The organism is Aeromonas sp. ASNIH1 (assembly GCF_002934285.1).
In the GTDB taxonomy this organism is placed as follows: Bacteria; Pseudomonadota; Gammaproteobacteria; order Enterobacterales; family Aeromonadaceae; genus Aeromonas; species Aeromonas caviae.
This window is the reverse complement of the sequence record NZ_CP026228.1, coordinates 2,185,498-2,204,290: the sequence shown is the minus strand read 5'-3', so window position 1 is coordinate 2,204,290 and position 18,793 is coordinate 2,185,498. Positions and strand designations below refer to the sequence as shown.

Here is an 18,793-nt window from a genome sequence, read left to right as displayed (position 1 = left end):
TCGATCCTTTCTTAAAGCGTTAAATCAGGCCGGTGGCCGGTTCAAAACCAAACTTGATATTTATGCACTGCATGGCTTGCGAGGCGGCCCCCTTGAGCAGGTTGTCGATGGCAGAAACCACCACCAGCATGTTGCCCTGCTGCTGCCAGGCGATGTCGCAGTAGGGCGTGCTCGCCACGCCGCGGATGGAGGGCATCTGGCCGGTGAGGCGTACCAGGGGCTTGCCTTCGTAGGCCTTGAGGTAGGCCTGATCCACCTGGGTCGGCGTCACCCCTTCCGCCAGTTGCACATAGATGGTGGCCAGGATGCCCCGCACATAGTTGCCGAGGTGGGGCTGGAACAGCACCTCCTTGCCGAGGTGGTGGCTGATCTCCGGCTGGTGCCTGTGATTGAAGGTGCCGTAGGGATTGAGGCTCACTTCGCAGAAACTGGTGTTGATGGCGGCCTTGCGACCGGCCCCGGAGACGCCGGAAACCGCATTGATGATGGGCTGCCACCCCTGGGCAATCAGCCCGGCCTGTTGCAGCGGCTTGAGGGCGCACAGGGAGGCGGTCGGGTAGCATCCCGGCACGGCAATCAGCTGAGCGGCCTTGACGGCATCGGCATTCCACTCGGCCAGACCGTAGGCGGCCTGCTCCAGCCACTGCTCATTTTCGTGGGTGAAGCCGTAGAAGGAGGAGTAGAACTGCTGATCGTTGACCCGGAAGGCACCGGAGAGATCGAACACCGGCAACCCCTTGGCCAGGAACTTGGGCGCGAGTTCCGCACTCACCTCGTGAGCAGTAGCCAGCACCACCAGATCGGCCTGGGTCAGGATCCGGGTCATGCCGTCTTCGTCCAGAGGCAGCAGCGGCTGATCCAGCTTGCCCACCCATTGGGGATGCAGGGAAGAGAAGCGCTTGTGGGCGTCCTGGCTGCCGGCGGAAACATAGAGGCCGAACAGCTCGAGTTGTGGATGGTTCTGGACCAGAGCGGCCAGTTCGGCCCCCGCGTAGCCACTGGCACCGACGATAACGGTCTTAAGCATGTTTGAGTATTCCAAGTCTGGGTTCGAAATTCACAGCATGGTGCTGCGGTGCAAGGGGTCGGCTATCGCCCCTTTGATGCAACGAGTGCGGAGGGGCAATTCAGGCGGATATGCGTCGTCGGTTACAGATCAGGTGACAGAACATTAACTTTCCCTTACAACTAGAGGCCTTGTCGATGAGCACTCGAATAGAATATTCATGCACTCACTTTGCATTTGTATTTTCTAACAGAAACACTCCGGGGACGCAAGGAGGAGCTGATGGCCAAACTGGATTTTTTTTCACTTTATAAGAATATTATTGCGATTCCCTCTATCAGCAGCACGGATACTCGCTGGGATCAGAGCAATGAGGCGGTAATCCGGCTGCTGGCCGACTGGTTCGGCCAGCTTGGATTCCAGTGCGAGGTGACGGCCCTGCCGGATCTGCCGGGCAAGTTCAACCTGGTGGCAACCTATGGTCAGGGAGAAGGGGGGCTGCTGCTCGCAGGTCACACGGATACGGTTCCCTTCGATGAAGGAGCCTGGACCAAAGACCCCTTCAAGGTGACCGAAGAGGGCAACCGCCTGTACGGGCTCGGCACCATCGACATGAAGGGCTTCTTCGCCTTGATCGTGGAAGCGCTCAAGGAGGTCGACCTCAAGACCCTGAGCAAACCGCTGCGCATCCTGGCCACCGCCGATGAAGAGACCACCATGGCCGGGGCCCGCGCTATCGCCGCCGCAGCCGAACTCAAACCCGACTACGCGGTGATCGGCGAACCCACCGGGCTGGTGCCCGTGGTGGCCCACAAAGGCCACATGTCGGAAGCCATTCGCATCACAGGCCGAAGCGGCCACAGTTCGGATCCCGCCAACGGCGTCAATGCCATGGAGATCATGCACAAGGCCATGGGTCAGGTGCTCAAGCTGCAGCGGGATCTGAAGGAGAAGTACGCGGATCACCGCTTCGCCGTGCCCCAGCCCACCCTGAACCTCGGCTACATCCAGGGGGGCGACAGCCCAAACCGCATCTGCGGCTGCTGCGAGCTGCACATCGACATGCGCCCCACCCCGCAGGTGGGCCCCGACGAGCTGATGGGCATGTTGAAAGAGGCGCTCTCCCCCATCGAGATCCACCAGCCCGGCTGCCTGCACCTGCAGCACCTGCACGAACCCATTCCGGCCTATGCCTGCCAGGATGACTCCGAGCTGGTGCGGGAGGCGGAAAAGGCGAGCGGCCGGGCCGCCGAGTCCGTGAACTATTGCACCGAAGCCCCCTTTATCCAGCAGCTGGGTTGCGAGACCATAGTGATGGGCCCAGGCCATATCACCCAGGCCCACCAGCCCGATGAATACCTGGATCTGTCGTTCGTCAAACCGACCACGGCGGTGCTGCAGCACCTGCTCCGGCGCTTCTGCGTCTAGCCAAACAGGGATGTAAGTAAGTTACATGACAGGCGCCTTGGGACAGGTGAGGAAAATACATGTTCTGAATCGGCTTGTTATTTGACCTTGCGCAGACAATCTGGGTAGATTGTCCCCCTAAGATGACGGAGCATATGTTGTAATCGCACAACAATAAGTGAGGTCGCCTCCCGCCTGGAAGGTCAGGAGGCACCAACAAAATAAGGATGTGGAATGAACGAAAAGTACGCCGCACTACGGGCCAACGTAGGCATGTTGGGCCAACTGCTGGGTAAATCCATCAAGGATCATCAGGGGCAGGCCTTCCTCGACAAGATTGAGACCATTCGCCAACTGGCCAAGTCTTCCCGCAAGGGAAACGAGGCAGACAGAGAGCGCCTGCTCGACACCCTGCGTACCCTCTCCGATGACGAACTGCTGCCCGTGGCCCGTGCCTTCAGCCAGTTCCTCAACCTGGCGAACGTGGCGGAGCAGTTCCACACCATCTCCCGTCGCTGCGAAGAGCAGGTCTGCACCCCGGACCCGCTGGAGCAGATGTTCGACAAGCTGAAAGCCTCCAACCTGTCCCAGGAGGCCATCATCCAGGCCGTGCGCGAGCTGGACATCGATCTGGTGCTGACCGCTCACCCCACCGAGGTGACCCGTCGTACCCTGATCCACAAGCACGTGCAGCTCAACGACTGCCTCGAGGCCCTGGAACTCTCCGATCTGCTGCCCCGCGAGCGGGACAAGATCCAGAGTCGCATCGAGCAGCTGGTCAACCAGGCCTGGCACACCAACGAGATCCGCGAACAGCGCCCGACCCCGGTGGACGAAGCCAAGTGGGGCTTCGCCGTGGTGGAAAACAGCCTGTGGCCGGCCATCCCCGAATTCATGCGCAATCTGGACGAGCGCCTGCAACACCATCTGGGTGTGCGGCTGCCGCTGGATGCCGCGCCGGTCAAGTTCACCTCCTGGATGGGCGGTGACCGCGACGGCAACCCCTTCGTCACCGCCAAGGTGACCGCCGAAGTGCTGGAGCTGGGCCGCTGGATGGCGGTGAGCCTGTTCTACAAGGACATCAAGGAGCTCACCTCCGAGCTCTCCATGGCCGATTGCACCGACGCCGTGCGTGCCCGGGTCGGCGACAATCCCGAACCCTATCGCGCCCTGGTGCGCGAGCTGCGCGAGCAGCTGCGCGAGACCCAGGAGTACCTGACCGCCAAGGTACAGGGCCAGGCGAGCGAGAGCCGGGATCTGGTCAAGAGCACCGCCCAGCTGCGCGAGCCCCTGGAGCTCTGCTACCACTCCCTGCACGCCTGCGGCATGGGCAACATCGCCGACGGCATGCTGCTGGACGTGCTGCGCAAGCTGGCCTGCTTCGGCATCCACCTGGTCAAGCTGGACATCCGTCAGGATGGCGAGCGTCACGGCCAGGTCTTCTCCGAGCTGACCCGCTACCTGGGTGTGGGCGACTACGCCGAGTGGAGCGAAGAGGACAAGCAGGCCTTCCTGCTGCGCGAGCTGAACTCCCGCCGCCCCCTCATCCCGAGCGACTGGGATCCCAGTGCCGAGACCCGCGAGACCATCGACACCTGTCGCGTCATCGCCCAGCACGACCCCGATGCGTTCGGCATCTACATCATCTCCATGGCCGGTGCCCCGTCCGATGTCTTGGCGGTCCAGCTGTTGCTGAAGGAAGCCGGCTGCAAGTTCCGCATGCCGGTAGCCCCGCTGTTCGAGACCCAGGAAGACCTGATGGCGGGCACCGCCGTGATGGAACGCCTGCTGTCGGTGGACTGGTATCGCGGTTACATCCAGGGCCGTCAGTACGTGATGATCGGCTACTCCGACTCCGCCAAGGATGCGGGCATGATGGCCGCTGGCTGGGCCCAGTACGCCGCCATGGAATCCCTGGTGGCGCTGGCTGAAGCCAACAACATCCGCCTCACCCTGTTCCATGGCCGCGGCGGTACCGTCGGCCGTGGCGGCGCCCCCGCCCATCAGGCGATCCTCTCCCAACCCCCGGGATCCCTGCGCGGCGGCCTGCGGGTTACCGAACAGGGGGAGATGATCCGCTTCAAGTTCGGCCTGCCGAAGGTGGCCATCCAGAGCCTGAACCTCTACACCAGCGCCGTGCTGGAGGGGAACCTGCTGCCGCCGCCCAAGCCGAAAGAGAGCTGGCGCGCCGTGATGGAGCAGCTGGCGTCTGTCTCCTGCGATCACTACCGCAGTATCGTGCGCGGTCACCCGGACTTCGTGCCCTACTTCCGTGCTGCCACCCCGGAGATGGAGCTCGGCAAGCTGCCGCTCGGTTCCCGCCCCGCCAAGCGCAAGCCCAACGGCGGTGTCGAGAGCCTGCGCGCCATCCCCTGGATTTTCGCCTGGACCCAGAATCGGCTGATGCTGCCGGCCTGGCTCGGCGCCCACAAGGGATTGCAACAGGCCATCGACGACGGCCAGAAGAGCGTGCTGGACGAGATGAGCCGCCAGTGGCCCTTCTTCCGCACCCGTCTCGAAATGCTGGAGATGGTGTTCCTCAAGGCCGACCTCTGGCTGGCGGAATACTATGACACCCGCCTGGTGCCGGAGAACCTGTGGGCACTCGGCAAGCAGCTGCGTCAGGAGCTTGCCGACTCCATCGAGGTGGTGCTGAAACTGCGCCCGCAGGGCGACCTGCTGGACGATCAGCCCTGGATCAAGGAGTCCATCAAGCTGCGCAACCCCTACACAGACCCGCTCAACGTGCTGCAGGCCGAGCTGCTCAATCGCTCCCGCAACCACCCGGAGACCCTGCACCCCGAGCTGGATCAGGCGCTGATGGTCACCATCGCCGGCATCGCCGCCGGCATGCGCAACACCGGCTGATCCCGGACCGTTGCAAACAAGGGCGCCCCGGCGCCCTTTTTCATCTCTGCCGGGCACGGGGATCCCGATATTGCCGCCAGCACAGCCCCCTCTAAGGGGGAAAAAAAACATCCACAACAAACAGGGCGCCATGAGGGTGCCCTGTTTTATTTCGCGATATGGCCTCTCATCAGGAGACCTGGTTGCGACCCCGACGTTTTTCCTCGTAAAGTCGCTGGTCCACGCATTGAAGCCAGTCATCCATGCGCCTGTAACTCATCTGATAGGGCGTGAGCCCCACGCTGATGGTGACGGTGATCGCCTGGTGCTGGTACAGGAAGGTGTGCTGCTCCACCTGGCGCCGGATGCGCTCCATGATGGTGTGGGCCTCCTCCAGGGTCGTGCCCCGCAGCAGCAGGATGAACTCCTCCCCGCCAAATCGCGCCACCAGATCCTTGCTGCGTACCGCCTGCATCAGCAGCCCCGCCAGCGACGCCAGCACGGCATCTCCGGCAAGGTGTCCATATACATCATTGATTTGTTTGAAGAAGTCGATATCTATCAAGGCCAGGCAGCAGGCCTCCCCTTCGGCAGGATGGTGCTGGACGTGATCCAGCAACACGTTGGCCTGCTGGAAAAAGCTGCTGCGGTTGGGCAGCTTGGTCAAGAAGTCATGCTCGGCGTTGAAGCGCAGCACCCGCTCCATGCCGCTGCGCTCGTCCTCCAGGTTGCGGGCGTGGATAAGGGTGCCAAGGGCCGTGGTGAGGGGCTCGAGCAGGCTGACATGGGTCTCGTCAAAGCCACCCGGGCGGTTGGCCAGGGCGATCATGCCGATCGCCTCCCCCTTGTGGCGGATGGGAATGCCGAGGAAGCTCTCCAGGTGTGGATGACCACGGGGGGAGACACCGCGACTGGCTGGATGGCTCGGCAGATCGTTGCAGCACACCAGGGTATTGTGGGTCACCACGTGCCCAAACAGGTTGTCGAGCTTGCTGAAGATGAGCCCGCCCCGACTCTGGCGCTGCTGCTCATACCAGGCATGGGTCGCCTCATCCCAGGAGACATTGGAGATGGAGGGGACATAGAGACTGGGGCGGCCATCCTCGTACTGAATGATGCCGATGAAACCATAGGAGCTTTCGCTCACGCTCAGCAGCCGCTCGAAGACGGTGTCGCAGGCGGAGCCGAGATTGCGATCGAGCAGAAAACTCTGGTGAGCGGCCACCACGATGTCAAACAGCTGGCTCTTCTGCTCGACCCGCTGCTTGGCCATCACAGCCGAGGTAATGTCGTGCGCCAGCTTGACCACCCCCAACAGGATGCCTGCCTCGTCGGTCACGGGCATGTAGGTGGCATGGAGCCAGAGGGGGTTGCCACCTTGCCTGACCCGGCGAAACTCCCCCGACTGGATCTCGCCACCCAATACCCTCTGCCAGAAGAGATCATGCTCCGCCTGCAGATCCGGCGGCAAGAGCATGAGATGGGACTGGCCCAACAGCGCTTCGGGGGGATAACCCAGCATGTCGCAAAACAGGGGATTGACCGACACCATGCGACCATCGAGATCGAACTCGACCATGCCATAGGCCCGATCAAGGGCGGTCAGCCTGGCTGAGGGTCTCATATCGATCCATCGCGTCGATATCGCGAGCGCAAAGTGCTGTGGTATTCATGGCTACGATTCCTTTCGATCGCCGGCGCATTGCATTGGAATGCGGGGACAAGTGCCCAAATCATAGGATCCGGCACCCGGTTACGCTAACACAGGCCCCGATTGGGTGTGAAGACTGGTTCTTGCCACATCCGGCTCCCGGGCGCAGACTGTCTGGCCTTGCCACGGTTCGAGGAGACTCCATGACACCCGCCATCAACTTGCTGAAAAAGCTCAAGATCCCCCACAGGCTCTACCCCTACGAGTGCGAAGCCCACGACGACTTCGGCAAGCATGCCGCTACCCAGCTGGGCCTGCCCGAGGCGCAGGTGTTCAAGACCCTGCTCGCCCATCACGACAAGCAGGCGGTGGTGGCCATCGTGCCCTCCTCGGGCATGTGCAGCCTCAAGCAGCTCGCCAAGGCCACCGGGCTCAAGAAGGTGGAGATGATGAAGCCGGCGGAAGCCGAAAAGCTGACCGGCTACAAGGTGGGCGGCATCAGTCCCCTGGCCCAGAAGAAGCTGCTGCCCACCGTGCTGGACGACTCCGCCATGGCCTTCGACGAGATCCTGGTGAGCGGTGGCAAGCGGGGGCTCTCGGTCGGCGTGGCCCCCGGGGACATGGTCCGGCTGATGAACTGGATTGCGGCCCCCATCGGCGATCACCACGACTGAGCAAACAAAAGAGGCGCCATGACTGGCGCCTCTTGCGTCTGGATGTCGGATCTGGCGCCTGTGTGCGAAGGATACCCAAAGCCCCGGCACCGGAAACCGCCCCGTCCCGGCGGGTGATCTGCCGCCCTCAACACGCCGCAGAGCGGCAGGCGGCGGTCAGTTCGGAGAGTCGGCGACGCTGACGCCCGGCATGGTCGAAGTTGCCGTCCTCCAGCCAGCGCTCGAAGCACCCTTTCAGGGCGGGCCACTCGCTGTCGATGACGGAGAACCAGGCCGTATCCCGGTTGTGTCCCTTGTCCACCCGCGCCTGACGGAAGGTCCCCTCATAGTGAAAGCCGAGGCGCAGGGCCGCCTGGCGCGAAGGCAGGTTCAGGGCATTGCACTTCCACTCGTAGCGCCGGTATCCCAGAGCAAAGGCATTGGCCATCATCAACACCATGGCCGCCGTCGCCAGCCGTGACTGCTGCATGGCGGGGGAGAAGTGCAGCCAGCCCACCTCGATGCTGCCCGCCAGGGGATCGATGCGCAGGTAGCTCGCCAGCCCCAGCGCCCGTCCGCTCCCCTCGTCGATGATGCCGTAGAACTGGGGATCCCGCTTGGTGGCGACCTCCCGCAGCCAGACCCCCATGGCGGTCTCGTCCGCGAAAGGGCCGCTGGTCAGGTAAGTCCACATGGCCCCGCTGTCGGCACTGAATGCCTGCCACAGATCCCCCAGGTGGCGCTCGGGATCAAGGGGCTCGAGACGACAGCCCCAGCCATGCAGTGCGCGGTGGGGAGGGAACTCGGCGCCGCGCCATTCTGGCAGCGCACGCCCCAGAGGCTGCCCAAAGTCGTTGAAAAGGGCGGCGCCGGACAGGGAGGCGTCGCCCCCCTCATTGCAACGTTCAACAGGCACAGGCAATTCCCCCTTCCAGCAGCACTCCGGGCTCGCTGCCCGTGGCGACGGCGAAACCGTCCTGACGCCACCAGTGCAGGCCCCCTATCAACTCCTTGACCTCAAACCCGAGGGACGCCAGCTTGTAGGCCCCCTGGGTCGAACCGTTGCAGCCGATGCCGTCGCAATAGCAGACATACACCAGGTTCCGGTCCAGTACCGCCGTGGTCGACGCCGTCATGGTCCTGTGGGGGAAGGAGATGGCGCCGGGAATGTGCCCCTCGGCATAGTGTGCGGGGGAGCGGGTATCGATGACCACGATCCCCGCCGCCCCGGCCAGCAGATCGGCGGCCAGATCCGCCGGATCGGTACGAAACTTCAGCTGGGCCTCGAAAAAGGCGCTGGCTTCGGCGGCCCCTGCCACCCCTGTGCTCAATACATGACTCATCCTGAACGCTCCTGATAACTAGATGACGATCTCTGTGGTGACGACTGTGTTGACCGAGTTGGCGATGAAGCACTCCTCATGGGCCTGGTGGTGCAACTGCTCCAGATCGGCCAGGGCGGGCTCCCGCTCTCCCCCGAAGATCACCCTGGGACGCAGGGTGACCCGGGTCATGGCGAGGCGACCTTGCCCGTTTTTAGCCATGATGCCGACCGCTTCGTCCCGGTAGCTCTCTACCCGATAGCCCGCCTTCGCCGCCAGCCAGAGGAAGGTGAGCATGTGGCAACTGGACAGGGCCGCCACAAACGCCTCTTCCGGGTCCACATGTTCCGCCACCGAGTAAGGCAGCGGCACCACATGGGGAGAGGAGGAGGCCGGCACCCTGACCCCGCCATCAAACGCCCACTCATGGGCCCGGCTGTAACGCTGATCGACGAAGGGCTCATGCTCCCCCCGCTGCCAACTGATGGTGGCACTGTATTCCGACATGCAGACTCCTTGTGTTGCCAATCCGTGCCGCCTGCTGGCGCCACCCTGTGACCACCAATGTAGCGACAAAATGGCCTTGCCACGCCGACCAATTTTGCCAATATGGGCAGACCAATTTCATCGGGCCGCCACCATGACCATCCACCCCACCCGCTCTGCCCGTCGGTCGCCAGCCCCACAGCCGCGCCATGCCCTGCGGGCAGGATCCCTGCCTCGAAAGAGGCGCAACCCCCGCGCCAACGGGAGCGCATCATGACCGTTCTGCCAACGCTCTTCGCCAGCCAGCAGCAAGGGGATCTGCCCCTGCACGAACAACTGGTGCGTACCCTGCGCGAGGCCATCCTGGCGGGCCACCTGCCCCTGCACAGCCGCCTGCCCGCCAGCCGTCTCCTGGCCCGGGATCTCGGTATCTCCCGCAGCACGGTGGAACTGGCCTATGGCCGGCTCGAGGCGGAGGGGTATCTGGTGCGCAAGGTGGGCGCCGGCAGCTTTGTCGCCCTGGCGGCGGTGCGCCCCGCGCCGCGCCCGCCCCAGTCAGCGGCGGGCCTCTCCCGTCGCGGCCAGGAGATGGCCCTGGGTGGCGCCTGTCACGACGTGCCCGAGGTGGGCACCACCTTTGCTTCCAGCCAGCCGGATCCCCGTCTCTTCCCCCAGGCACTCTGGGGTCGGCTGATGCAGCAACAGTGGCGCCAGCGCGCCAGCGACTGGATGAACTACGGGGATCCCCAGGGGCTTGGGGAACTTCGCGCCGCCATCAGCAGCTATCTGGTGCAGTCACGCGGCATGGTGTGCGAGCCGGATCAGATCCTGATCCTCACCAGCTCCCAGCAGGGGATCCTGCTGGCGACCCAATTGCTCATCGATGCTGGTGACACCGTCTGGGTGGAAGACCCCGGTTATCCCGGGGCTCGCACCGCCATGGAGAGCGCCGGTGCCCGGGTGCATCCGGTGCCGGTGGATGAAGAGGGGCTCAACCCTCATGGGGATCATCCTGCACCACGCCTCATCTACTGCACCCCGGCACACCAGTATCCCCTTGGCGTCCCCATGAGCCTGCCCCGCCGCATGGCGCTGCTGGCCGAGGCAGAGCGTCACGGCGCCTGGATCCTGGAGGACGATTACGACGGGGAGTACCAGTATGATCAGCGTCCCCTGCCCGCCCTGCAGGGGCTCGACGGCCAGGGGCGGGTGATCTATGTGGGCACCTTCAGCAAGGTGCTGTTCGGCTCGCTGCGCCTCGCCTACCTGGTGCTGCCCAGGCCGCTGATGGACTCCTTCTGCCGCGCCCGGGCCGCCGTCGACGGCCACAGCAACCAGTTGCAGCAAGCGGTCACGGCAGACTTCATCCGGGGCGGGCACTTCGCCACCCACCTGCGCCAGAGCCGCCTTCTCTACCAGAGCAGACGGGATCTGCTGCTGGCGGAACTGGCAGAGCACTGCCCGGGGCTCACCCCCATCCACAGCGGCGCCGGCCTGCAGTGCGCCGTGCTGCTGCCCCCCGGTGGCGAGGCGCGCTGGACCAATGCCGCCAATACCTGCGGGTTGGGGCTGCGCCATCTGGGCCAGTTCTACCTGGGCCCGCCGACGCTGGAGGGGTGGCTGCTCGGCTTCGGCTGCCTCGACAACCAGACGCTGCGCCAACTCTGTCGTCGCCTGGGTCTCTTGATGAAATCCGCATGACCCCCTTCTCAAGAGGTCAGATCTGCCAGAGCCTGATAGCGCTGTGTCGACGGGAATGGCCCGTCTATACTGGGCACAATCCCGTTGCCGAACCCGGTCAAGATGCATCGAATCCTGCTCCTTTTGCTCGCCCTCTCCCTCCCGTCCCTCACGATGGCGGCCACCCGCTTCACCCTGATCACCGGGGAGACCCAACAGGATGTCCGCATGAATTATTACCGGGCGGCGATGCGGCTGGCGCTGGAGAAAACACGGCCCGATTACGGCGACTATGAACTGCTCGACGCCATCAGGATGAACAAGGCGAGGATGCGGCTCGAAGTGCAAACGCCGGGCAAGAATGCCCTCTTCATCGTCGACAGCTGGCCCCAGGAGATCCCTCAACCCGGTGTCACCCTGGTCCCCTTCCCCATCGATCTGGGCGTGCTCGGCTACCGGGTCTGTTTTGTCGGCAGCGCCCGTGCCCGGGCACTTGCCGGGGTTCACACCCTGTCCCAGTTGCAGCAGTTCACGCAAGGGGTGGGCACAGGCTGGCGGGATGCCGACATCCTTCGCTACAACGGCTTCAGGGTGCAGGAGGTGGATAACTATGAGTCACTGTTTCGCCTGGTGGCCCGTGGCCGGATCGATCTCTTCTGCCGTGGTGCCAACGAGATATTGAGCGAGTGGAAAAACCACAGACCCGGCCTGCCGGGGCTGACCGTGGATAGCCATGTCGCCCTCTTCTATCCGCTCATCCACTCCCTCTATAGCCACGCCACCTACAGCAAGGAGCGCGAGCGCCTTTTGCGCGGCCTGCAACTGGCCTGGAAAGATGGCTCCCTGCAGCGCCTCTGGCGCCATCATTTCCAGCCTTCCCTGGTCTTTGCCCGGCTCGATTCACGCCAGATCTTCCGGCTGACCAACCCGCAGTTGCCCGACGAGAGCACCGACTACCGCGCCTATCTCTATGACCCGATGAGGGATGACTTTGGCATCGCTCCCTGACTGGCTCGCCGGTTCTCCCCTGTCAGGCAGGCTCCCCTTGCGCACTCTCTGCCTGGCGCTGCTGCTCTGGTTGCTGCCGACCTGCGTCATGGCCGCCCCCGGCAGCATTCGTGCCTGCATGGAGAACAGCGATTCGCCTCCCTGGTTGCTGATGTCCGGCGAGGGGATAGTGCAGTTCCACCTCAAGGAGGTGGCAAACCGGATCGGGCATCCCATCATTCTCACCCCCCTGCCCTGGAAACGCTGCCTCTCCCTCGTCAGCCAGGGCCAGCTCGATGCCGCCGTCAAGCTGAGCTACAGCGAAGAGCGTGCTCGCACCATAGGGGTCTACCCCATGCGACACGGGGCACCTGATCCCGCCAAGCGCCTGCTCACCGAGAGCTACAGCCTCTACCAGCCAAAAGGCGGACAGGTTCGCTGGGATGGCCGGCAGCTCGTCGCCCATGGCGTCATTGCGGCGCAGTCCGGTTTCTCCATCGTCGCCCAGTTGCAGGAGAGCGGTGTCAGGGTGGATGACTCCAGCAGGGAGCCACTGATCCTGCTCAAGAAGGTCGCGATGCAGCGCGCCGTTGCCGCCGCCCTGCAAACCGGGGTCGCAGAACGGACCCTGGCCGCCCACCCGCAGTTGCAGGCCACACTCGAGCGGATCACCCCTCCCCTGGTCGAAAAGCCCTACTACCTCATCTTCTCCCACCCCTTCCATCAAGCCCACCCCGATCTCAGCCAACAGGTGTGGGACGAGATTGAGGAGGTGCGACACTCCGCAGCCTATGCCCGCTTCGTCACAGGCATGGCGTCACCGGGGACCCCCTAACCCCAGACCCGCTCTTCAGCCCTGTTCGCGGCACAGGGCAAGCCAGGCCTCGGCGGTGCGGGAGAGGTAGCGATCCCCTGGCCAGATCACCCCGAGCCGCCAGCTCAGCTCCGGGGCCAGAGGGCGCAACACCAGGCCGTCCGGCGTCAGCCGCCGGCAGATGGGCTCCGGCAGGAAAGCGACCCCCATACCGCTTCGCACCATGGCGGTGAGGAAGTCCCACTGGCTGCTGCGGGCCGCCACCTGAGGCACGAACCCGGCTTGCTCGCAGGCCTGCTCCAGCCGCTCGCTCAAGGTGAAGGCCTGGGTATAGAGCAGGAAGGGTTCGTCTCGCAGAGCCTCCAGCCGGATCTCGCCCCCCTCGCGCCAGCGGGGCAGGTCCGGTAGCACCACCCGGATGGGGTAACTGTCCAGATCCAGGGCGCAGAGGGCCCCCTCTTCCCTGGTCGGCAGCATGGTGATGGCGAGATCCAGCTCCCCCGCCAGCACCGCCTGCTCGATGCGCCGCCCGCCATATTCGACGATGGAGAGCTCCACACCGGGGTAGCGGCTGCGATAGGTACGGATGAGATCCGCATAGACATGACCCACCATGGGCGGGATGCCGAGGGCAAGACGCCCGGATTGCAGGCTCTGCAGATCCGCCAGCTCCGCCTCCAGCTGCTGCATCTCCGCCAGGATGGTCTGGGCCCGATTGAACAGCACCTGGCCGCTGTCGGTCAGGGTGAAGCGGCGGCCGACCCGGCTCAGCAGAGGCTGGCCTAGCTCCTCTTCCATGTTGCGGATCATTTTGCTGATGGTGGGCTGGGTGACGAACAGCTTTTCGGAGGCGCGGGTGAAGCTCTGCTCCCGCACCAGCTCGACGAAGTAACGCAGGGCTCGAATATCCATGGTGCTCTCTTGACGGGGATGGCTGGCTAAATCATGCCTCTTTGGCATGATTTTGATAATTTAAATTCATTTTTTGCAGGTTTGGTCCCTCTCTATACTGTGAGCAGGTTCACAGAAAGACGCTTGCCATGAAAACCCTCTGCCTTCGCTGGTTGCAAACCCCCTTCCAAATCGCCCTGCTGGCGGCCATCTGGTTGCTGGCCGACATCGCAGTGCGCACCTTGCACCTGCCCCTGCCCGCCAACCTCACCGGCATGTTGCTGCTGCTGGTCTGCATCCTGCTCGGGGTGGTCAAGGCCCAGTGGTTCAGTGCCGGGGCCCGCTGGCTGCTGGCGGAGATGCTGCTCTTCTTCGTCCCTGCCGTAGTGGCCGTGGTCAACTATCAGGAGCTGCTGCTGCAGGAGGGGTGGCGCATCATGGTGGTCCTGATCGTCAGCACCGTGCTGGTGCTCGGCACCACGGCGCTGGTGGTGGACAGGGTCTATCGCCTCGAGCTGAAGCTGGCCCGCCGGAGTCGCCGCCATGTCTGACACCCTGCTCGGCCTGCTCTGCTTCGCCCTGACCCTGCTCTTCTACTACGCCAGCAAGTGGCTCTATGGCAAAAAGCGCATCCTGCCCCTGATGCCGCTGCTGCTGGCCCCCACCCTGCTGGTGGCCGTGGTGATGTTGTTCCACATTCCCTACCGGGACTACATGGCCGAATCCCACTGGCTGCTCTGGCTGCTGGGCCCTGCCACCGTCGCCTTCGCGGTGCCCGTCTACGAGAATCGCCAGCTGATGCGCCGCCACTGGCTCTCCCTCTCGGTCGGGGTCGTGGCGTCCGTGGTGATGGCGGTGGGCAGCACAGTGCTGCTGGCCCGCTGGCTCAACCTCTCCGAGCTGTTGCAACGCAGCATGGCCATGAGATCCATCACCACCCCCTTCGCGGTGGAGGCGACCCGTTCCGTGGGTGGCAACGCCGATCTCACCGCCCTGTTCGTGGTGCTGACCGGCGTCATCGGCATGGCGGTGGGAGAAAGCGTGCTCACCGTGCTCGCCATCCGCAGCCGCCTTGGCAAGGGCGCGGGCTTTGGTGCCTCGGCCCACGGGGCCGGGACAGCCAGGGCCTATCAGATGGGCAACGAGGAGGGGGTGGTCTCCAGCATGGTGATGATGATCGCCGGCATGGCCACCGTGCTGCTCGCCCCCCTCCTGGGCCGGCTGTTCTGGTAACTCCGCTACCCGATAACAGAAGAGGCGCCCTGGGGCGCCTCTTCTCATTGCATCGTGTCACGCAGCCTCAGAGGCTGGCGCAGATCTGCCAGAGATCGTACTGGATGGCGGCGGCCGTCACTTCCCGGCCCGCTCCCGGCCCCTGGATCACCAGGGGGTTGGTGCGATAGCTGTCGCTCTCGATGGCGAACACGTTGTCGCAGGGCAAGAGGTTGGCAAACGGGTGATGGGGCTCCAGCGCCTCCAGCCCGACGCGGGCCTTGCCGTCGTGCTCGAAGCGGGCGACATAACGCAGCACCTTGCCGACCCGGCGCGCCCCCTCGAAGGCGGTCTGGATAGGGTCATCCAGCTCCTTGAGCCTGTCCATGAACTGATCCGCACTCACCTTGCGCAGGACCACCGGCACCAGGTTCTCCAGCTCGATGTCGGCGGAGTCGAGTTCGAAGCCCGCCTCCCGCGCCAGGATGAGCAGCTTGCGGCGCACATCCTGACCGGAGAGATCCTCCCGGGGATCCGGCTCGGTCAGGCCGTGTTGCCACGCCTCGTCCACCAGTTCGGAGAAGGGGCGAGTGCCGTCATACTGCTGGAACAGCCAGGAGAGGGTGCCGGAGAAGATGCCGGAAACCCCCTGGATGCGGTCACCGCTCTGACGCAGCATCTGGATGCTGGACTGGATGGGCAGCCCGGCCCCCACGGTGGCGTTGTAGCGCCACTGCACCTGATGGTCGCGGCAGGTCTGCTTGATGCGCTGGTAAAACTCGCTGTCGGCGGCACCGGCAAACTTGTTGGCGGCGATGATGTGGATGCCGAGCTGGGCAAAGTCCGGGTAGTAGCGGCTCACCGTCTCGCTGGCGGTCATGTCGAGCGCGATCAGGGAGTCAAAACTGTGCTGCTCCAGCTGGGAGAGCAGCTCCGGCCAGATGAACGGCTTGGGATTGAAGTTGTCCTGTACCTTGAGGGGATCCAGCCCCTCTTCGTCCAGCAGCCCGCCCTTGGAGTCGAAGACCCCGTAGAGGGTGAGCGCCAGATTGAGCTCATGCTCGAGGCGCGCCTTCTCGCGGGCGTAGAGCCCCAGCCAGTGACCGCCGATATTGCCTTTGCCGAACACCACCAGCCCGACACGGGTCGGGCGGCTGAACAGGGCACTGTGCAGAGCGATGAGCAGCGGCTCCAGCACGATCTGGCGCAGCACGGCCACCAGGCTCAGGCCGTCTTTGGCCACCTGCACGAACTCGAGAGGCTGATCCGCCAGCAGCTGGTAGAAGCGATGGCACTGCTCGGCGTTGTCGGTGACGCCGGCCCCCACCAGGGCGACCAGGCTGAACCCCTCCTTCTGGATGAGGCCGGTAAAGTTGCCCTGCAACTGGAAGTCACGGAGCACCTCGAAGGCCCCTTGTGCCACCTCCAGGGTGTAGGCCAGACGCAGCACCCGCCGATCCGGCTGGCGCTGCAGGGTGAGCGGATGGAGGCGATGGCGGGCCAGATGGGCCTCGATGGCCGCCACTGTCTGCTCAAAGTCAGTCTGCGGCAGCACCTTGAGCTCGATGAGGGCTATCTGATCCACCGAGGAGACGATGCGGGCACCGCCGGAGCGGGGTGCACGGCGCAGGATGTGGGTGCAGCCTTCGTCCGGATTGTAGCTGCAGCGCAGAGTGAGGCGCTGACGGCTGTCGGCCACCGGCTGCAGGGTACGCGAATGCAGCACCGAGGAGCCCAGGCGCGCCAGCTCGTTGGCCTCGGCCAGGCTCAGGCGCTCCAGCAGACGCGCCTCTTTCACCCGGCGCGGGTCGGCACTGTAGACCCCGGCCACGTCGCTCCAGATGGTGGTGGACTCGCCGTCCGCCAGCGCCGCCAGGAGGCTGGCACTGTAGTCGGAGCCGTTGCGCCCCAGCAGCAGGGAACGCCCCTCCATGTCGGCGGCAATGAAGCCGGTCACCACGATGCGACCGGCGTGCTCGGCCAGCCGAGCCTTGAGCAGCTCGCTGGAGAGGGCGGTGTCCACCTTGATGAGGGCGCCGTCTTCTGCGCGCAGGAAGCTGCGAGCATCGAGCCAGGCGGCCGCCTCACCCCGGCTGGTGAGCAGGGCAGCCAGCAGGCGGGCGGACCACACCTCGCCAAAGGCGAGCAGGCCGTTGCGCTCGAAGCGGTCAAACTGCCCCTCCAGGGTCTTGGCGATCAGCTGCATGTCGTCCGTCAGTTGCTGGCTCAGATCGAGGTGAAGCTCCCCTTCCAGCAGGCCGTCGATCAGGCTCTGCTGATAGGCGTGCAGGGCGGTGATGGCTTCGCCTGCGGCCTCATCCCCCGCTTCCGCCAGCTCCACCAGCTGGATCAGCCGGTTGGTGGTCTTGCCCGCGGCGGAGACCACCACCAGCTCGTTGCCCCCCACCTGTTGCTCGACGATGCTGGCGACCCGGCGATAACAGACCGGATCCGCCAGGCTGCTGCCGCCGAACTTGTGTACATGGCGCCGCTTGAAGACTGCCTCTGTTGCCACCACACACTCTCCTTGTTGTTGTTCCATTACTTCACCTGCTCTGCCTGTTGTGCCAACTGCACCTGTTCAAACCCCTGGGCCAGATCGGCCACCAGATCCTCACCGTGTTCGATCCCCACCGACAGGCGCAGCAACTGGGCACTGATACCCGCCGCCTGCTGGGCCGCAGGGGTCATGGCCCTGTGGGTCATGCTGGCCGGATGGGCCACCAGACTCTCCACACCGCCGAGGGACTCCGCCACCGAGAAGAGGCGCAGTCCCGCGAGGAAGGCGCGCAGCCCCGTCTCGTTGCAATCGAGCTCAAAACTTAGCATGGCGCCAAAGCCGGACTGTTGACGGCGCGCAATGTCGTGGCCCGGATGGCTCGGCAGGCTGGGATGATAGATCCGCTTGACCAGCGGCTGCTGCTGCAAGAAGGCGAGGATGCGATCCGTGTTCTCCTGATGGGTGCGCAGGCGCGGGGCCAGGGTGCGCAGGCCCCGCAGGGTGAGGTAGGAGTCAAAGGCACCGGAAGTGAGCCCCAGGCAGTTGGCCCACCACACCAGGGAGTCGGCAAGAGCCTGATCCTTGGCGATCGCCACCCCCCCTACCACGTCGGAGTGGCCGTTGATGTACTTGGTGGTGGAGTGGACCACCACGTCGGCACCAAGGGCCAGGGGCTGTTGCAGCAAGGGGGAGAGGAAGGTGTTGTCCACCACCACCTGGGCCCCCACCTCGTGGGAGGCCTCGGCGATGGCGGCGATGTCCACCACCCGCAGCAGCGGATTGGAGGGGGTCTCCACCCACACCAGTGCGGGTTTCTGGGCCAGCGCGGCGGCCAGCGCCCCCTCGTCTCCCTGATCCACGAACTGCACCTGGTAGTGGCCCTTGGCCGCCAGATACTCGAACAGGCGCCAGGTACCGCCGTAGCAGTCGTGGGGGGCGATCAGCAGATCCCCCGCCTTGAGCAGAGCCGTGGTCACCAGGTGAACGGCCCCCATGCCGGTGCCGGTCACCACGGCGCCGGCCCCCCCTTCCAGGGCCGCCAGGGCATCCGCCAGATTGGTGCGGGTCGGGTTGCCGGAGCGGGCATAGTCGTATTGACGGGGCTCGCCAAAGTCGGCAAAGGTGTAGTTGCTGGAGAGGTAGATGGGGGGCACCACGGCACCGTGCTGCGTATCTGTCTCAATCCCGGTGCGTACCGCCAGGGTGGCCTTGTGGGTCATGTCACTCTCCTTGATGGGTTGCCGGAGCCGGTCCGCCTCGTGGGTCGTCCAGCCCCGCTCTCATTTTCGCTGGCCGGACTGCCGGCCCATGGTGCACCACACTACGCCACCTTAAAA

General features: G+C 64.5%; 16 protein-coding genes. 8 read left to right on the top strand and 8 right to left on the bottom strand.

The features are described 5' to 3' along the window. Positions 1-19: 19 nt before the first annotated feature. On the bottom strand, positions 20-1,027 hold the full coding sequence (argC, locus tag C2U37_RS10720) for an N-acetyl-gamma-glutamyl-phosphate reductase (protein WP_010675690.1): 1,008 nt from the start codon (positions 1,025-1,027) through the stop codon (positions 20-22). Between the two features lie 261 nt (positions 1,028-1,288). Between argC and argE the strand changes: the two genes are divergently transcribed. Beyond that, positions 1,289-2,434 carry an acetylornithine deacetylase gene (gene argE, locus C2U37_RS10715; RefSeq protein WP_104452253.1) on the top strand — a complete coding sequence of 382 codons (1,146 nt, stop codon included), beginning with the start codon at positions 1,289-1,291 and terminating at the stop codon, positions 2,432-2,434. Positions 2,435-2,647: 213 nt separating this feature from the next. Further along, entirely contained in the window at positions 2,648-5,281 is a 2,634-nt protein-coding gene (ppc, locus tag C2U37_RS10710) for a phosphoenolpyruvate carboxylase (RefSeq protein WP_010675692.1), read from the top strand. Between the two features lie 169 nt (positions 5,282-5,450). Here ppc and C2U37_RS10705 read toward each other — a convergent pair whose 3' ends face one another. After that, complete coding sequence (locus tag C2U37_RS10705; protein ID WP_233768469.1) at positions 5,451-6,884, bottom strand: GGDEF domain-containing protein; 1,434 nt, start codon at positions 6,882-6,884, stop codon at positions 5,451-5,453. Between the two features lie 230 nt (positions 6,885-7,114). Between C2U37_RS10705 and ybaK the strand changes: the two genes are divergently transcribed. Continuing rightward, positions 7,115-7,585: a Cys-tRNA(Pro) deacylase gene (ybaK, locus tag C2U37_RS10700; protein ID WP_010675694.1), complete on the top strand. Its 471-nt coding sequence runs from the start codon at positions 7,115-7,117 to the stop codon at positions 7,583-7,585. A gap of 127 nt (positions 7,586-7,712) precedes the next feature. On the opposite strand, the gene C2U37_RS10695 is transcribed toward ybaK, so the two are convergent. The 3 genes from C2U37_RS10695 to C2U37_RS10685 are packed head-to-tail and all read right to left on the bottom strand — an operon-like array spanning position 7,713 to position 9,393. After that, complete coding sequence (locus C2U37_RS10695) at positions 7,713-8,480, bottom strand: GNAT family N-acetyltransferase (RefSeq protein ID WP_223914999.1); 768 nt, start codon at positions 8,478-8,480, stop codon at positions 7,713-7,715. Beyond that, a complete protein-coding gene (locus C2U37_RS10690) occupies positions 8,470-8,907 on the bottom strand; it encodes a rhodanese-like domain-containing protein (RefSeq protein ID WP_042878345.1) in 438 nt (145 codons plus the stop codon). The genes C2U37_RS10695 and C2U37_RS10690 overlap by 11 nt, the downstream gene beginning before the upstream one ends. A gap of 18 nt (positions 8,908-8,925) precedes the next feature. Beyond that, positions 8,926-9,393 (bottom strand): OsmC family protein, encoded by a 468-nt coding sequence (locus C2U37_RS10685; protein ID WP_039040571.1) that lies wholly within the window; start codon positions 9,391-9,393, stop codon positions 8,926-8,928. Between the two features lie 252 nt (positions 9,394-9,645). On the opposite strand from C2U37_RS10685, the gene pdxR reads away from it, so the two are divergent. The 3 genes from pdxR to C2U37_RS10670 all read left to right on the top strand — a co-directional run bounded on the left by pdxR (position 9,646) and on the right by C2U37_RS10670 (position 12,874). Next, complete coding sequence (pdxR, locus tag C2U37_RS10680; RefSeq protein WP_104452252.1) at positions 9,646-11,073, top strand: MocR-like pyridoxine biosynthesis transcription factor PdxR; 1,428 nt, start codon at positions 9,646-9,648, stop codon at positions 11,071-11,073. A 102-nt stretch (positions 11,074-11,175) separates the two neighbouring features. Then, complete coding sequence (locus tag C2U37_RS10675) at positions 11,176-12,060, top strand: hypothetical protein (protein WP_233768468.1); 885 nt, start codon at positions 11,176-11,178, stop codon at positions 12,058-12,060. Next, positions 12,044-12,874 (top strand): substrate-binding periplasmic protein, encoded by an 831-nt coding sequence (locus C2U37_RS10670; RefSeq protein ID WP_223933103.1) that lies wholly within the window; start codon positions 12,044-12,046, stop codon positions 12,872-12,874. The genes C2U37_RS10675 and C2U37_RS10670 overlap by 17 nt, the downstream gene beginning before the upstream one ends. Positions 12,875-12,889: 15 nt before the next feature. Here the strand turns inward: C2U37_RS10670 and C2U37_RS10665 are convergent, their stop codons facing one another. Next, positions 12,890-13,765, bottom strand: a complete 876-nt coding sequence (locus C2U37_RS10665; protein ID WP_104452251.1) for a LysR family transcriptional regulator — start codon at positions 13,763-13,765, stop codon at positions 12,890-12,892. Between the two features lie 128 nt (positions 13,766-13,893). Here C2U37_RS10665 and C2U37_RS10660 point away from each other — a divergent pair, with 128 nt between their 5' ends. Beyond that, positions 13,894-14,295: a CidA/LrgA family protein gene (locus C2U37_RS10660; protein WP_039040574.1), complete on the top strand. Its 402-nt coding sequence runs from the start codon at positions 13,894-13,896 to the stop codon at positions 14,293-14,295. After that, positions 14,288-14,977 (top strand): LrgB family protein, encoded by a 690-nt coding sequence (locus tag C2U37_RS10655; RefSeq protein ID WP_010675703.1) that lies wholly within the window; start codon positions 14,288-14,290, stop codon positions 14,975-14,977. Before C2U37_RS10660 ends, C2U37_RS10655 begins: the two co-directional genes overlap by 8 nt. Positions 14,978-15,044: 67 nt before the next feature. Here C2U37_RS10655 and C2U37_RS10650 read toward each other — a convergent pair whose 3' ends face one another. After that, a complete protein-coding gene (locus C2U37_RS10650) occupies positions 15,045-17,498 on the bottom strand; it encodes a bifunctional aspartate kinase/homoserine dehydrogenase II (RefSeq protein WP_104452250.1) in 2,454 nt (817 codons plus the stop codon). Then, positions 17,498-18,676: a cystathionine gamma-synthase gene (gene metB, locus C2U37_RS10645; protein WP_104452249.1), complete on the bottom strand. Its 1,179-nt coding sequence runs from the start codon at positions 18,674-18,676 to the stop codon at positions 17,498-17,500. Before metB ends, C2U37_RS10650 begins: the two co-directional genes overlap by 1 nt. Positions 18,677-18,793: the final 117 nt, after the last annotated feature.

What these genes read in the sequence shown, in the direction of transcription:
- C2U37_RS10665 (WP_104452251.1), bottom strand. Translation starts at nt 13,765, where the DNA reads ATGGATATTCGAGCCCTGCGTTACTTCGTCGAGCTGGTGCGGGAGCAG.
- metB (WP_104452249.1), bottom strand. Translation starts at nt 18,676, where the DNA reads ATGACCCACAAGGCCACCCTGGCGGTACGCACCGGGATTGAGACAGAT.
- pdxR (WP_104452252.1), top strand. Translation starts at nt 9,646, where the DNA reads ATGACCGTTCTGCCAACGCTCTTCGCCAGCCAGCAGCAAGGGGATCTG.
- C2U37_RS10690 (WP_042878345.1), bottom strand. Translation starts at nt 8,907, where the DNA reads ATGAGTCATGTATTGAGCACAGGGGTGGCAGGGGCCGCCGAAGCCAGC.
- C2U37_RS10675 (WP_233768468.1), top strand. Translation starts at nt 11,176, where the DNA reads ATGCATCGAATCCTGCTCCTTTTGCTCGCCCTCTCCCTCCCGTCCCTC.
- argE (WP_104452253.1), top strand. Translation starts at nt 1,289, where the DNA reads ATGGCCAAACTGGATTTTTTTTCACTTTATAAGAATATTATTGCGATT.
- C2U37_RS10705 (WP_233768469.1), bottom strand. Translation starts at nt 6,884, where the DNA reads ATGAGACCCTCAGCCAGGCTGACCGCCCTTGATCGGGCCTATGGCATG.
- ppc (WP_010675692.1), top strand. Translation starts at nt 2,648, where the DNA reads ATGAACGAAAAGTACGCCGCACTACGGGCCAACGTAGGCATGTTGGGC.
- C2U37_RS10685 (WP_039040571.1), bottom strand. Translation starts at nt 9,393, where the DNA reads ATGTCGGAATACAGTGCCACCATCAGTTGGCAGCGGGGGGAGCATGAG.
- C2U37_RS10650 (WP_104452250.1), bottom strand. Translation starts at nt 17,498, where the DNA reads ATGGAACAACAACAAGGAGAGTGTGTGGTGGCAACAGAGGCAGTCTTC.
- C2U37_RS10660 (WP_039040574.1), top strand. Translation starts at nt 13,894, where the DNA reads ATGAAAACCCTCTGCCTTCGCTGGTTGCAAACCCCCTTCCAAATCGCC.
- argC (WP_010675690.1), bottom strand. Translation starts at nt 1,027, where the DNA reads ATGCTTAAGACCGTTATCGTCGGTGCCAGTGGCTACGCGGGGGCCGAA.
- ybaK (WP_010675694.1), top strand. Translation starts at nt 7,115, where the DNA reads ATGACACCCGCCATCAACTTGCTGAAAAAGCTCAAGATCCCCCACAGG.
- C2U37_RS10655 (WP_010675703.1), top strand. Translation starts at nt 14,288, where the DNA reads ATGTCTGACACCCTGCTCGGCCTGCTCTGCTTCGCCCTGACCCTGCTC.